This window comes from Echinicola sp. 20G, from assembly GCF_015533855.1.
Taxonomy (GTDB): domain Bacteria; phylum Bacteroidota; class Bacteroidia; order Cytophagales; family Cyclobacteriaceae; genus Echinicola.
Genome location: NZ_AP024154.1, coordinates 5,167,501 through 5,183,006, shown reverse-complemented (window position 1 = coordinate 5,183,006; position 15,506 = coordinate 5,167,501). Strand labels below are relative to the sequence as shown.

Here is a 15,506-nt window from a genome sequence, read left to right as displayed (position 1 = left end):
ACCTAATGATTTAACCTGAAAGACCTATGCGATTATTGACCCTATTTACTTTTTTTATTGTTTCAATATCTTTTTTTGGTTGTGCCAAAGCACAAGAAGAAAAAACTAATCTCACCCAATTTGTTAACCCTTTTATTGGCACCGCTCCTTTGACTGATCCTTCACAGATCGGTTATACTCCTCCAGAGGGCTGGAGAGTTTGGGCTGGCTTGACCTATCCTGGAAGTTCCTTGCCCAATGCCATGGTACAGCTGAGTCCTATTACCGAATTCGGTTCTGGTGCTGGATATGAATATGAAGATACGGAGATCATTGGTTTTACCCATACCAACAAAGGACACTGGAACCTCTGTAATATCCCGATCTTGCCAATTCAAAAGTCGTCAGAAAAACCTTTTAAATCCACCTTTAGTCATGATCAAGAAAAAGCCTCTCCGGGCTATTATGAGGTTTATCTTCAAGATTATAAAGTGAAGGTGAGATTGACCAGTACCCTTAGGGCGGGTGTTCATGAGTATAGTTTTGACAAATCAACTGGAAGGACTATCCTTTTTGATCTAGGAAAAGCCAATAATGGTGTGTCTGATTGGAAAATCTCCCATTCTTCTAAAACTGTTCTGGAAGGTTTTCAGAGAGTAGGGGGAGACAAGGTTCATTTTTATGTGAAGTTGAGTCATGAAATTGAATCAGTAAATATTGTTGAAGAAGGGGAGCGAACCGGCTATGCCAAAGTGAATATTAAAGATGGGGGAGAAGAAAGTCCTGTTATATTACAAATAGGTTTATCTTACGTAAGTGAGGCCAATGCCAAGGAAAACCTGGAAACTGAAGTGGCCGGAAAATCATTTGAACAAGTCCATAAAGAAGCAGTGGATACTTGGAACAAATTGCTTTCCCATATCACGGTCAAAGGAGGAAGTCCAAAAGAGAAAGAGTTGTTTTACTCTTCTTTTTACCGCTCCTTCTTGTGGCCGGCATTAAGAAGTGATGTGAATGGGGAATTTACTGATCAAACTGGCAAAACCCGTCAAGAAAAGTTTAGGTATTATACCCTTCCATCACTTTGGGATACTTATCGGAACAAAGTAGTGCTAATGAGCATAGTGCAACCAGAGGTTACTGCAGATGTGATTCAGTCATTGGTAGATAAGGGGCACCAAACTGGTTTTATACCGACTTTTTTTCACGGAGACCATGCCGCATCTTTCATCACCGGTTCTTACCGAAGAGGGGTTAAAGATTTTGATATAGAGAAAGCTTACGAGTACCTTTTGAATAACGCTTATAAAGAAGGAGGAACTCGGCCTCATGTCAAAGAGTATATTGAGAAAGGTTATATTTCTGACCCTGACGTAAAAAATCCTCATGTTGAGACCAAAGCAAAAGCCGGAGTGTCCAAGACCTTGGAGTTTGCCTATGATGATTACGCGCTAGCTCAGCTAGCAAGAGAGATGGGAGATGAGGAACACTACCAGGATTTGATCAAAAGAGGGCAAAATTATAGGAATGTTTTCGATCCGGAAGTGAATTTTATGCGGGGAAGGTTGGGAAATGGGGATTGGATCAGCCCATTTAATCCAGAATATCCTTATTACGAATACATGTACAGGGAGGCCAATGCATGGCAAGTTTCCTTTTATGTACCCCATGATATGCCCGGTTTGGTGGATTTATATGGAGGAAAAGATAAATTTGAAGCCAAACTTGATGAACTATTTACTAAGCCATGGAATCCAGCATATATTGCCAGGAATGTTTCCGGATTTATGGGGCAATATTGTCAAGGTAATCAACCCGATCATGAAGCCCCCTTTTCCTATTATTTTATAGATAAGCCTGAGAAATCACAAAAGGTAATCGATAAGCTCTTAGCCGATTACTTTGGAATTGGAGAGCATGGGCTGGCCATGTCCGGAATGGATGATGCTGGTGAGATGTCTTCTTGGTATACCTGGACTGCAATGGGACTTTATCCATTAAGTCCTGCTGATACAGATTATTTGGTAACGGTTCCAGTTTTTGATGAGGTCCATTGGAAATTAGGCAAGGGGAAAATGTTGAGTATTTATAATCCATCAAAGGGCAGGGAGTTAAAGGAAATCATAGTAAACGATAAGAAAAATAGCACCTATTTTATTTCCCATGATCTTTTTAAGGAAGGGGGAGAAATAAAACTGGTGACAGAATAAACATGAGCATCATGAATGAAAACTGTGCGATAGGCGTAGATGTAGGTGGATCACATATTACCGTGGGAGAAGTCAATTTATTAAACGGAAACCTTGTCCACGATAGACCGATCAGAAAAGAAGTCAACTCAAAAGGTTCGGCAGAGGAAATCATAAGGGCTTGGGCTCAAGCAATAAAAGAGATTGCTGGAGATGGTCTTCCAAGTTGTAAAATTGGAATAGCGATGCCAGGTCCTTTTGATTACCAAGAGGGTATTTCATGGATTGACAGTACCCAAGATAAATATGAAACTTTGTACGGAAAAAATGTAAAAGAGCTTCTTGCCGAGGAGATGGGGATAAGTGCTGCTCAAATTCGTTTTAAAAATGACGCTGCGTGTTTTTTACAAGGAGAAGTTTTTGGGGGAGCTGCCAAGGGAGTAAAAAGAGCAATTGGAATTACTTTGGGAACTGGCGTTGGTACAGCTTATTTTCATGGAAAGGAAGCGGAAGATGCTGCTAGGTGGGGCGATGAATTCGGCGAAAGTATTGTGGAGGAGTATTTTTCCACTCGGTGGTTTGCTCGTAAATATTTAGAAAAGACAGGCCTGAACCTGAAAGGGGTGAAGGAATTGGTCGAGATGAAATCCAATGATTGGGTAAATGATATTTTTGACGAATTCAGTACTAATTTTTCAAAATTCCTTGAAAGGTTTATTGGTGCAGAAAGGCCAGAAATAGTGATCTTGGGAGGTAGCATTTCGCAGTCCTCAGACATGTTTCTCCCAAAAGTTGAAGCTTTGATTTTTGAGTCATTTAAAAATGTTAAAATCGCCATTACTGCACTGGGAGAACAGTCAGCACTGATAGGAGCTGCCAGTTGCTGGTATGAAGAGGAGGTAGATGTAAGGGCACAAAATTAAAGAGAAAGCTATTTGCCTAGGGAACTATTGGAGCCCATTTGTTTATTGAAAACGACCTGACATGAAAAAACTAAAAAATCTATTATTCTTTGCTGCTTTATTTTTTACGATGGCTAAGCCTGCCTTATCCCAGAAAGCCTTACGATGTGAATATTTGGAAAATCCAATAGGGTTAGACACTTCAATGCCAAGGATCACATGGCAGTTGGATGATGATCGGCAAGGCGCAGTACAGTCAGCTTTTCGAGTGGCAGTGGCGAGAGACTCTATTGCACTAAAGAATAATCAAGATTTGATCTGGGATACCGGAAAGACATTTGGGGACAGGCAAATGTTAGAGTATGTAGGAGAGGAATTGGAGCCGTTTACTACTTATTTTTGGGCCGTAGAAACCTGGGACAAGGATGGTAAAAGCTTAGGTATATCCAAGGTGGCCAGTTTTGAAACTGGTATGATGAAGGTGAAAAACTGGCAAGGCGCTTGGATCAGTGATGGTCAGGGCAAAGAAGTCAAGCCAGCTCCTTATTTTAGAAAAAGCTTTAATGCTTCCAAAAAAATAAAACAGGCTAGGGCTTATATCGCTGTGGGTGGACTTTACGAATTGTCCATCAATGGCCAGAGGATCGGAAACCACCAATTGGATCCAGTTTATACAAGGTTTGATAGGAGACTGCTGTACGTGACCCACGATGTGACAAATGCCCTTCAAGAGGGAGAAAATGCCATAGGGGTTTTGCTAGGCAATGGCTGGTATAACCATCAGTCTACAGCTGTTTGGTTTTTTGACAAGGCTCCATGGAGAAATCGTCCTACGTTTTGTATGGACCTAAGAATCACTTATGAAGATGGTACGGTGGAGACCATAGCTACAGGAAAAGAATGGAAGACAGATTTAAGCCCTTTGATTTTTAACAGCATTTATACAGCTGAACATTACGATGCTAGATTGCAACAACCGGACTGGGACAAGCCTGGTTTTGATGATAGCCAGTGGAAAGGTGTGATTTATCGATCTGCGCCAACACAGAACATTACTGCCCAGGCAATGCCTCCAATTAGGCATAATGTGAAGATTCCTGCAAAGTCGGTCAATAAAATCAATGACTCTACTTATGTGTTTGATTTAGGTAGGAATATTGCCGGTGTAAGTGAGATAAAGGTAAAAGGTGAAGCAGGCACGGAAATCAGGCTTAAGCACGGAGAAAGATTGTCTGAAAATGGTAGAGTAGATATGTCCAATATTGATGTGCATTATCGCCCAACAGATGACAGTGATCCTTTCCAGACCGACATTTTTATTTTAAGAGGAGAGGGAGAGGAGACATTTGTGCCGAAATTCAACTACAAAGGGTTTCAATATGTTGAGGTAACTTCCGATCAGCCACTGGTACTTTCCAAGGAAAGTTTGAAAGGTTATTTTATGCATAGTGATGTACCCAAAGTAGGAATGGTGAAATCCAGCAACCCTACCTTGGATGCTATCTGGAGCGCTACCAATAACGCTTATTTGTCAAATCTTTTTGGTTATCCCACCGACTGCCCCCAAAGGGAAAAAAATGGGTGGACAGGAGATGCTCATATTGCCATTGAAACAGGGCTTTACAGTTTTGATGGAATCAAGGTATATGAGAAGTGGATGGATGATCATCGGGACGAACAGCAGCCGAACGGTGTGTTACCTTCCATAATTCCGACTTCAGGTTGGGGTTATGAGTGGGGAAATGGCCCTGACTGGACGAGTACCATATGCCTTATTCCTTGGAATATTTATTTGTTTTATGGCGATCAAAGAGTTCTTGAAGAGAACTATGAGGCCATGAAAAAGTACGTAGACCATATTGCTGATATCAGTCCAAGTGGTTTGACTACCTGGGGCTTAGGTGATTGGGTTCCTGTCAAATCAAAATCACCTGTAGAATTTACCTCTTCAGCTTATTACTATGTGGATGCCAATATATTGGCCAAAGTGGCAGCGCTCTTGGGGCATGATGATAAGGCAGAGGAATACAGCGCCCTGTCCAAAAAAATTAAAAACGCTGTAAATGATAAATACCTAAATAGAGAAACCGGTATTTATGGCAGTGGCTACCAGACAGAGTTAAGTGTGGCATTACACTGGGGTTTGGTACCAGATGATATGAGAGAGCTTGTTGCTCAGAATTTGGCTGAAAGAGTAGCTACCGACAGCTTCCATTTAGATGTCGGCCTTTTAGGAACAAAATCCATTCTCAATGCATTAAGTGAAAATGGTTATGCAAATGAAGCTTACCAAATCGCTGCCCAAGAGACCTATCCCTCATGGGGATGGTGGATTGTCAATGGAGCTACTACACTGTATGAAAACTGGGATATCGAATCCCAAAATGATATTTCCCTGAACCATATTATGTTTGGTGAAATAGGGGCGTGGATATACAAGGGACTGGGAGGTATAAAGCCTGATCCTACTAATCCAGGTTTTAGAAATGTGTTGCTAGAACCCCACTTTGTTAATGGGTTGGAAGAATTTGAAGCGACTCACCAAGGACCATATGGAGAAATTAAATCATCTTGGAAAAAGACCAAAAGGGGAAGAGTAAGCTATGTGATTGAGGTACCTGCCAATTCTACTGCAAGTTTAATTTTGCCCAGATCGGCGAAGCTTAAGGCGAATACACAATTTAAGCAAATAAAAAACGAGAGAGGGAGTAAAGTAGCCTATGAACTTTCTTCCGGAAGTTATGAACTGGAAATAGAACTATAACAAGCTGCTGCAGGTACAATCATACAATGTGGCCTAGAAAACCGGTTTTTTAAAACATCCTTCTGCTAAATTGTTTAGCATTAAATTAAATGTTGGCAAGTTTGCTTTTCTAAAAACATTTATGTTCTTTTAAAAATAAGAGGCTATAAAGCCTTTTATTTTAAGTAAATAGCTAAACCGTTTTAGTTTATTTATTGAATTTTTGTAAATGCAACAGCCAGACCCAATAACCGTAGAAAAAGAAGACGCCTATTTGGTGCGAAAGATTAAGCAGCATGATGAGCTGGCTTATTATCGTTTGTACCAAAAGTATTCTTCCAAAATATATAGGATTTCCAGAAAAATGGATCTTTCTCATCACGATGCTGAAGAAATCGTGCAGGATGTTTTTTTGCATATTTGGAAATCCAGAGAGAGGTTAGATGAAAGTCTATCGATCAATGCTTATATTTTTACTATTGTCAAGACAGGGGTATTGAAGAAGTACAAGAAGAGGGCTCGCTTTGTCGCTTATCAGCAATACGCTATTCCCATGAGCCAGGAATTTTCGACTAACACTGAAGACAAGGTGATCTTTGAGGATCTTCATGATTTTGCCACCGAGGCCATCAACAACCTACCTGTAAAACAAAAGGAAGTATTTGTAATGAAGAACATCCAGCACATGACTGCTGAAGAGATTGCTTCTCAGCTTAATCTTTCGGTTCGAACTGTTGAAAATCAGATATATAGAGCGACTAAATCCTTGCGCAAGAAGATTGAAACTAGCCAAGGCGTTTCTTACAGTTTGGTGACTGTCTTATTAGGTTTGCTTAATTGAGCTCAGATACAGATATTGAAGTTCAATATCTAAAATGCATCAATCAGTCCTCCTGTTACCATGAGAAAACTATTTTCACTATTTGCTTTGGCTTGTTTATTTTTTCTGTCATGTAATTCTTCCAACAAGGAAGATGATGATTCAGTGATCAAATTAAAAGAAAAGATTAAGGAACGCTTTGGAAGTGTGGAAGGTGATTTCGCAATTGCTTTTAAATCCTTAACCTCAGATTCTACAAGTCTTTTTCTCAATGAAAAAGAGAACTTTCATGCGGCCAGTACGATGAAGACACCAGTGATGATTGAATTATATAAGCAAGTGGCAATTGGTAACCTGTCCTTGGAGGATTCAGTGGATATCATAAATGAATTCAAGAGTATAGTAGACGGAAGTCCATATGCAATGGACCTAAACGTAGATAGCCAAGAAGGTCTGTATCAAAAAATAGGTCAGAAAACCACATTCAGAGAACTCAATTATCAGATGATCACCATGAGCAGTAATCTGGCTACTAATATTTTAATTGACCATTTGGATGCAAAGAAAGTTACCCAGACCATGAGGGATATGGGAGCAGCGGACATTTTGGTTTTGCGAGGAGTGGAAGACCTCAAGGCCTATGAATTGGGTATGAGCAATACAACTACCGCTTTTGATCTGATGATCATTATGGAGTCCATTGCTACTGGAAAAGCAGTGAGCAAGCAAGCCTCTGATGAAATGTTTAAGGTACTGTTGGGTCAGCATTTTAATGAGTTGATCCCTGCTCACTTGCCTGATGATGTCATTGTTGCCCACAAGACAGGATCAATTACTGGTGTTCAACATGATTCAGGAATTGTGAGATTACCCAATGGAGACCAATATGTTTTGGTGATCTTATCAAAAAACTTGTCCAGCGCTGATGAAGGAGTAAAGGCCATAGCTGATGTATCAAAAATGATATATGACTTTGTGACGAAAAATGAAAAGAGCAACTAAAGGATAATTTCCAAATGAGAAGAAAGCCTTTCTAAATCAACAACTGAAATAGCTATTTGTCAAAAGGTTTAACTTACACTAAGAGCAGATTTATTTGTTTTGGATGATTAAACCTAAAGTCACTCTTTATAATTGACTGAATTAATGAATTTGGGTATATTAATTGACTAAAGCTGAGGCTAAAAGAAAAAACCAAATAACCTAAAATAGATAAAAACGAACTTCAAATAATGATTAATGTTTTTTATTTTAAAACAAAGTTATTTTAATAATTGGTAAATCAAAATTTTTACTAAGCAAATATTGTTTTTCTACAAAAAAAATAATGTTGATGGGTTGTTGATGTTTTAAAAATTATGCTTTGAGGGGTGTGAGGCTAAATTTCTTTTCGTTTTATGAGCTTTGCTGTTTCTTCAAGAATTCCCGAAACTCTTCTGTATCAAAATTACTCATGCCTTCTTGTCTAAAAATGATTTTTCCTTCTGGACTAATGACCAAGGTAGTGGGGATGGACTGATGCTTCAGAGAGGCGTTGAGTCCATAGCTTGCATGTGCTACAGGGAAAGTGAAAGCTTGATCATCAATGTATTTTTTTGCCTTTTCGGCATCTTTGTCAAGGCTTACCATTAAGAAAGCCACACCCTTTTCCTCTTTCATTTTTTCATAGAGAGAAGAGATATGGGGCATCTCGGCACGACAGGGAGGGCACCATGTCGCCCATAGGTTAATAAAAACTGTCTTTCCTCTATAGTTCTGCATATCCACTAGTTCACCTTGCAGGTTTTTGAATTTGGCAGAATAATCAAAGTCTTTCCCCACTTCATTTTTCTTGTCAATATTAGGTTTGATCAATCCTGTAGAAAGCACTATTGATTGGATTTTTCCTACAATGGGGGCGTACCAACCCATAGCGTAAATAAATGCAAATACGCCAAGAATGATGGCCCAACTCTTGATTTCTTTCTTCCAGTTCATATGCTGCTCTAATAGATTTTTTGTGAAAAATATGTTTATAAATATTCTAGCAAAGGGATGTGGCAATTTAGTTCTTCGGCTATTAAAAAGGCCATTAGTTTTTTCTTACGGCCTTCGAGATATCAAAGTTATAATTTGATTTACAATCCATTAGTGATAAGTGTCACAATAAATCCAAAATCCCTTCAGAAAACTGTTTGATAAACTTTAAATTGCGAGCCTGTAGCATAGCCATATTTTAAAAGTTTATGAATATCAATCATTATCTAAAGATCGCCGAAGAGCTAAATGTCAGGCAAAAACAAGTGTCAGATACCATTGAATTATTGGATGAAGGAGCAACAGTGCCTTTTATTTCAAGGTATCGTAAGGAAGTTACCGGCTCATTGGATGAAGTACAAGTAGCAGCCATCAGGGATCGTGTGCAGCAGCTTCGCGATTTAGATAAAAGAAGAGAAGCAATTTTGAAGTCCATAAAGGACCAAGAAAAACTTACTCCTGAATTGGAAGAAAAAATCAATGGGGCAGAGACGATGTCTGTTTTGGAGGATCTTTATCTACCGTATAAGCCAAAGAGAAGAACCAAGGCTACCATTGCAAGAGAAAAAGGCCTTGAACCGTTGGCTACCAGGATTTTTGAACAAGAATCCATTGATTTGGAAGCTGAGGCAAATGCTTTTGTCAACGAAGAAAACGAAGTGGCCAATGTGGAGGATGCTCTTCAAGGAGCCAGGGATATTATTGCGGAGTGGGTGAATGAGAATGCTGAGTTGAGAAAGAAAATGCGTGATTTATTCATCAATGAAGGGAAATTTGTATCTAAGGTCATTCCTGGAAAAGAAACTGAGGCCATCAAATACAAGGACTATTTTGAATGGACTGAGCCAATCAAAACAGCTCCTTCCCACCGGGTTTTGGCCATGAGAAGAGGAGAGAAGGAACTGTTCCTGATGTTGGATTCTTGTCCAGAAGAATTGGATGCTGTCGGACTGATGGAAAGCATGGTAGTAACTGGAAACAACACTAGTTCGGAGCAAGTGAAGTTGGCCATCAAGGATTGTTACAAAAGGTTGATGAAGCCTTCGATGGAGACTGAAGTGCGGCTCTATACCAAGAAAAAGGCAGATGAAGATGCTATTAAGGTTTTTGGAGAAAACTTGCGTCAGCTCTTGCTGGGTGCGCCATTAGGGGAGAAATCTGTTATGGCTATAGATCCAGGGTTTAGAACAGGATGTAAGTTAGCCTGCTTGGGCCCACAAGGCCAGTTGCTGCATTATGATGCCATTTATCCAAATGAACCTCAAAGAAAAACTGCTGAATCGGCAGCTTTGGTCAAGCATTTGGTAGACCTGCATAAGGTCGAGGCAATCGCCATAGGAAACGGAACTGCCAGTAGAGAGACAGAACAGTTCTTTAAGTCAATAGGTTTGCCTAAAGAGGTTTTGATCGTGATGGTGAATGAAAGTGGGGCATCTATTTATTCTGCTTCTGATGTAGCAAGGGAAGAGTTTCCTGATCTGGATTTGACCATCAGAGGAGCAGTATCTATAGGGCGAAGGTTGATGGATCCATTGGCCGAGTTGGTAAAGATCGATCCTAAATCAATCGGTGTTGGACAGTATCAGCATGATGTGGACCAGACCGCATTGAAGAGCTCTTTGGATGATACTGTAATGAGTTGTGTGAATGGAGTAGGGGTAGAGGTCAATACAGCTTCCAAACAATTGTTGACTTATGTTTCTGGACTTGGACCGTCATTGGCACAAAATATTGTCAATTATAGAAATGAAAACGGGCCATTCAAGAGCCGTGAAGATATCAAGAGTGTTCCGCGTTTGGGGGACAAAGCCTTTGAGCAAGCTGCAGGCTTTTTGAGGATTAATAATGGTCATAATCCTTTGGACCGAAGTGCGGTACACCCAGAGAGTTATTTATTGGTACAAAAAATGGCTTCGGATATTGGGACCAGTGTGACCGACCTGATGAAAAGTGAAGAATTGCGATCTAAAGTGGTATTGAAAAATTATGTCACCGAAACGGTAGGACTTCCGACGTTAAAGGATATCATGGATGAATTGGCCAAGCCGGGTCGTGACCCTAGAGAAACCTTTGAAGTTTTTAGCTTTCAGGAAGGTGTCAACGAAATGAAGGACCTTAAGACAGGAATGAAACTTCCAGGTATCATTACGAATATTACCAATTTTGGGGCTTTTGTAGATATTGGAGTTCACCAAGATGGATTGGTGCATTTGAGCCATTTGGCAGATCGTTACATTTCTGATCCTAATGAAGTGGTTACGGTGAACCAAAAAGTAGAAGTAACCGTGATGGAGGTAGACTTGAACAGAAAGCGTATTGGATTAAGTATGAAATCCGATCCATTTGCTGAGAGAGGTAAAGGTAAAACAGATGGTGGAAACCGAGAGAGAAGGAGAGAGCGAGAAAAAGAACCGGAAGGAGATTTGGCCGCTAAACTGGCCATGTTGAAAGGGAAATTTGGTAAATAAGAAAAGGAAGCCGGTCGATGTTAGAACGACCGGCTTCTTTGTTTCTCTAGAAATTATATCGAGCGCTGAAAAGCGCGATCCTACTTTCCCATTCAGCCCTAAATTCCTGGTAGAAGTCATTAGATTGATTGTATCCCCCAAAATTTCTGGTGTTGAAGACATCTCGAACACTAACGGATAGGCTGAGTTTGTCTTCCAAAAAGTTTTTGAGCAATGTGGCATCCATACTGTACCTTGCAAAATCTCTCCCTTGTGCTTCTATCTCGGGTGATTCATAATCTCCGACAAGTTGTAAAGTAAAATCAAGAGGTAGTTTAAAATCAGTGGTCAATTTGGAATTCCAAGCAAAGCCTTTGCTTACAAATTCCTCTCCTAAATTAGAACCATCTACTCTACTTTGGAAGAGTGATATACTTCCGTTAAGGTTCCACCATGGGGTAATGTCAGCTATTCCTATAAATTCCAATCCATAAGATTGTCCTGAATTTAGGTTTTCAGGTTGCTGATAAGAAATACCATCTTCCACCATGGTAATGTAATCCAATACACCATCTACATAGCGATAGAATAGGTTGGTTGTAAGGCTGGCATTTTCAAAATTCACCATATGACCCAATTCAAATGAATCAATCATTTCAGGTTGTAAATTGGGATTACCTCTTCTTACACTCAAAGAGTCTGTAATGTCAGGGAAAGGGTTTAATCTCCAGGCTGTTGGTCGGTCAATTCTCCGGCTATAGGTAAACTTGAATGAATTTTCATCATCAAGCTTATATAATGCTTGCACACTTGGGAAAAGGTTGAGGTAATCTTGCTCATTAAGCTCATTGGTATTGTAAAGCAACCCTTCTACATGGGTTTGCTCGGCCCTTGTACCTAAGGTAAAATCAAATTTTTCTGAAGTCCTAGAATAAATAAAATAGGCAGCATGAATCTGATCTTTGTATAGAAAATGGTTGCTGATATCAGTGTTTTCTACAAAATCATTCTCGCTTTCAGAAAATTGGTAATATTGGTAGTCATTATCAAACTTTCTAAAAGTTGATTTTAATCCCATCTCAAGTTTTACTTTTTCATTTATAGGGTGAACATAGTCCGCTTGTATCACTGTGGTGTAGCGCTTCTCGTCAGTAAATGCCCTTTCTTGACCATTCAGGTCTTCGGGCAATGGCTCAGTAGCATTTCTAAAAATGTCAATATTTTGGATTTTGTATTGGTTCTGATAGGAATTATTGGCACTGATCTTAAGTTCCCGGTTCTTATCATCAAAGGTTCTTTCATATATCAAGGCATTATCATACCCATCATCGGATTCCGACTCGATATTTCTTCTGACATATTGTAGGATCAAATCATCAGTGGTGCCATCAGAAAGGTTGGAATATAAGGTGTTGTTTTCGTAATCATCACCAGTATTGTATACCCCTTGATAACTCAATACGTTTTTGCCGAAATAGTAATCAGCTCCATAATTGAAATTATGGTTTTTACGGGTTTCTGAAGATTGATTGTTTTGGTTGAGGATTTCATTGTCCTCGTAAATCTCCCTGAAAGTGGTTCTTTCTCCACGGCCTTTCCAGTCTCTATAATTATAGCCAGCATAGACACTGTATTTAGCTGTGGTGTGATTGACGCGTGCTCCGGTATTGAGTCGGTTTCTGGTGCCATAGGTTAATTCAACGCCACCATGTGTCCCCATATTTTCCCCTTTTTTCAATATAATATTGATGACACCACCTTCCGCTTCAGCATCATATCGGGCATTGGGATTATTGATAACCTTAATTTGTTCAATAGCACTGGCCGGGATTTGGTCCAAATTTTGGGTCAAAGAAGAATTACGTCCATTAATAAGTACATTCGTCCCTGAACTTCCTCTCAGGGAAATTGAGCCATCGTCAGAGACACTGACGGAAGGAGTGTTTCTCAAAATGTCCAAAAGGGTACCTCCAACATTGGCCAAGTTTTGTTCGGGAGTAATCACGATGCCTTCCACGTCGGTTCTCATTGGGATAGTGCTGGACTGAACTACTACTTCATCAAGCTCTTCTTGTTCAGAAACCAAAGCGATTTGCCCTAGGTCTTTGTCCTCATTGATTGCCAGGTTTTCCAACTTCTTGTTTTCATATCCAATCAGAAATACCCTGATGTCATAATTACCACTTTTGGTGTCAAGTGTAAACTTCCCGTTTTCGTCAGATTGAGTGTAAGTAATTGTGTTTTCACTGCCAGCCTCGAAAAGCGCTACTTGGGCAAACAATAGAGGCTCTCTGTCCTCTTCGTTCACAATTTGCCCGCTAATGTTAATCTGAGCTTGTGTCCAAAATGGTGTCAAGAAGAAAAATAAAAGTAAGAATCGGTTAATAGGTCTCATTGCTTAGTTGGTTACATTATTATTAACCAATATTAGGGCTAATGGGTTTAGTAAAACGGATGCTTTTAGACTAATGGGCGTATGGGCTGATTTACGGTAACTAAAGAGGCTTTGTCATTTTAATGAACATGAATAAATAATGATCAATCCAATTGATTAATATTTAAGACAATTTGTGTCGCATAAAAGTTGTTTTTGAAAACTTAATTTTGTTTGTTTTATAAACATTGTTAATTTAGTGTAAGAAATTCAAAAGCAGATAAGTTAATGGAAAAGGCCCCAAAAATCAGAATCGTTAGTAAGCAGTTGGCATCTGGAAATCACCAAGTAAAATTCTTTGTAGAGGATCAATTGCATCCAAGATATGGGTATTTATTGGTAAGCGGTGATAGGGCAGTGGCAGATGTGATTCAGGAAATCAGGGAAAGGATGGATATGATGGAAAGATCGCGGATGGACCTTAATCGGTTTTCTTTCAAAAGCCAATGGAGAGATGATCATAATTTTTACCTTTACAGTGCATAAAAACTTTTAGAGATGTTACTAGGGAAGAACTTGAAGTACCTGAGGAAAGGCAAGCAAATGACACAAGAGAACCTTTCGGATCAGCTTGGGATCAAAAGAACCATGATCTCTGCTTATGAAGATGGAAGGTCGGAACCCAAATTGTCGACGTTAAAATTGATCGGAGATATTTTTTCTGTTTCTTTGGATGAGCTGCTTTATCATGACATAGAAAAAAAAGGTCGCAAAGCCACTCAGAAGAAAGATATAAAGATTTTGACTATTTCTTTGGATAACGAGGAAAATGAGAATATCACGATGATCCCTCAGAAAGCATCTGCGGGGTATCTTAATGGCTATGCTGATCCAGAGTTTGTTCAACAACTTCCTCAATTCCACTTGCCCAACCTTTCTAAAAATGCTACTTATAGGGCCTTCGAAATCAATGGGGACAGTATGCTGCCTTTGCCTTCTGGAACTGTTGTTATTGGTGTCTATGTTGAGCAGCTGACTGATATTAAGAGTGGGAAGACGTATATTTTGGTTTCAGAAACTGAAGGGGTGGTTTATAAGCGGGTTTTTAATTATTTGGAAGAAAATGGAAAGCTTTTTTTGGTCTCCGACAACGAGATGTATAAGCCTTATGAAATACCAGGAGAGGATGTCAAAGAAGTATGGGAGGCCAAAGCTTTTATCAGTACTGACTTTCCAAATCCCAAGGATAGAAATAAACCTGTGACTTTGGAGGATATTGCTGATATGATTTCTGAATTGAAGAATAATATTGTAAAGTCTAAATAAGCAGTTTGTTTTTTGACTTGGCAGGGCATTGCTGAAAATGAGCCCTTTGTTAAGGTGAGGGAGGCTGTCTCAAAAGTCAATTCAAGAGCCTGAGATTTGGCTGTATGAAAATTAGCTCAGATACCGACCCGAATAAAACAGAGGCTGTCACTAGTTATGAGACAGCCTCTTTTTCTTTTTTAAATATTTTGTTTGATCATAAGGCAAATACAACCATTTATCAAATTATTAATTCGAAAAATTAAATAAACTCTGATTATATAATTAAAAATATTATATTTATGAGTCTAGATATTCAATATTATGGGTTTCAGTTTTGGTGTAGTTCCACCTGTTCTTGGTGTGATGGACCTTTTTGAATGATTTAGCAAGTAGGGTTGGAGGGATAATCACTTTATTCAGTAAAGTTAAGTATCAATTTATTTTAGAATGACACATGATTAATTAACAGCAAATATGAAAAAGAGAACACTAAGTATTTTTGCTTTGGTGGCTATAATGGCAGCCTGCGATAGTGGTAAAAAAGAAACCACCTCGGAAGAGACTGTTGAAGTCACTGCTCCAGAAGTGGAGACGCCAAAAGAGAATTCCTTGACTTCAGAGGAAAAAGCAGAAGGATGGCAATTACTATTTGATGGGAAGAGTGCGGAAGGCTGGAGAGGTTATAACCAGGATGTCTTGCCTGAGGGATGGATTATTGAAGATGGCCT

General features: G+C 39.4%; 11 protein-coding genes (1 of these 11 running past the window's edge). 9 read left to right on the top strand and 2 right to left on the bottom strand.

Annotated features, from left to right (window positions below; all coding sequences use genetic code 11):
* Window positions 1-26: 26 nt before the first annotated feature.
* The 5 genes from JL001_RS20840 to JL001_RS20820 all read left to right on the top strand — a co-directional run bounded on the left by JL001_RS20840 (window position 27) and on the right by JL001_RS20820 (window position 7,635).
* On the top strand, window positions 27-2,189 hold the full coding sequence (locus JL001_RS20840) for a GH92 family glycosyl hydrolase (protein ID WP_200979603.1): 2,163 nt from the start codon (window positions 27-29) through the stop codon (window positions 2,187-2,189).
* A 2-nt stretch (window positions 2,190-2,191) separates the two neighbouring features.
* Window positions 2,192-3,091 carry an ROK family protein gene (locus JL001_RS20835; RefSeq protein WP_236252924.1) on the top strand — a complete coding sequence of 300 codons (900 nt, stop codon included), beginning with the start codon at window positions 2,192-2,194 and terminating at the stop codon, window positions 3,089-3,091.
* A gap of 61 nt (window positions 3,092-3,152) precedes the next feature.
* Complete coding sequence (locus JL001_RS20830) at window positions 3,153-5,834, top strand: alpha-L-rhamnosidase (protein WP_200979602.1); 2,682 nt, start codon at window positions 3,153-3,155, stop codon at window positions 5,832-5,834.
* A gap of 208 nt (window positions 5,835-6,042) precedes the next feature.
* Window positions 6,043-6,654 carry an RNA polymerase sigma factor gene (locus JL001_RS20825; RefSeq protein ID WP_200979601.1) on the top strand — a complete coding sequence of 204 codons (612 nt, stop codon included), beginning with the start codon at window positions 6,043-6,045 and terminating at the stop codon, window positions 6,652-6,654.
* A gap of 60 nt (window positions 6,655-6,714) precedes the next feature.
* Window positions 6,715-7,635, top strand: a complete 921-nt coding sequence (locus JL001_RS20820; protein WP_200979599.1) for a serine hydrolase — start codon at window positions 6,715-6,717, stop codon at window positions 7,633-7,635.
* A 393-nt stretch (window positions 7,636-8,028) separates the two neighbouring features.
* Here JL001_RS20820 and JL001_RS20815 read toward each other — a convergent pair whose 3' ends face one another.
* Window positions 8,029-8,610: a TlpA disulfide reductase family protein gene (locus JL001_RS20815; protein WP_200979597.1), complete on the bottom strand. Its 582-nt coding sequence runs from the start codon at window positions 8,608-8,610 to the stop codon at window positions 8,029-8,031.
* A 248-nt stretch (window positions 8,611-8,858) separates the two neighbouring features.
* Between JL001_RS20815 and JL001_RS20810 the strand changes: the two genes are divergently transcribed.
* Complete coding sequence (locus JL001_RS20810; RefSeq protein ID WP_200979595.1) at window positions 8,859-11,117, top strand: Tex family protein; 2,259 nt, start codon at window positions 8,859-8,861, stop codon at window positions 11,115-11,117.
* Between the two features lie 46 nt (window positions 11,118-11,163).
* Here the strand turns inward: JL001_RS20810 and JL001_RS20805 are convergent, their stop codons facing one another.
* Entirely contained in the window at window positions 11,164-13,491 is a 2,328-nt protein-coding gene (locus JL001_RS20805) for a TonB-dependent receptor domain-containing protein (RefSeq protein WP_200979593.1), read from the bottom strand.
* Between the two features lie 267 nt (window positions 13,492-13,758).
* Between JL001_RS20805 and JL001_RS20800 the strand changes: the two genes are divergently transcribed.
* From JL001_RS20800 to JL001_RS20790, 3 genes are all read left to right on the top strand, one after another.
* Window positions 13,759-14,016, top strand: a complete 258-nt coding sequence (locus JL001_RS20800; RefSeq protein ID WP_192010800.1) for a hypothetical protein — start codon at window positions 13,759-13,761, stop codon at window positions 14,014-14,016.
* A gap of 12 nt (window positions 14,017-14,028) precedes the next feature.
* Window positions 14,029-14,796, top strand: coding sequence for a helix-turn-helix domain-containing protein (locus tag JL001_RS20795; protein WP_200979591.1), 768 nt, complete (start codon window positions 14,029-14,031; stop codon window positions 14,794-14,796).
* 456 nt (window positions 14,797-15,252) lie between these two features.
* Window positions 15,253-15,506 carry the 5' end (the start) of a DUF1080 domain-containing protein gene (locus tag JL001_RS20790; protein ID WP_200979589.1) on the top strand. The gene runs 520 nt beyond the window's last position, so only the first 254 of its 774 coding nucleotides appear in the window; the start codon lies at window positions 15,253-15,255; its stop codon lies off the right edge, out of view.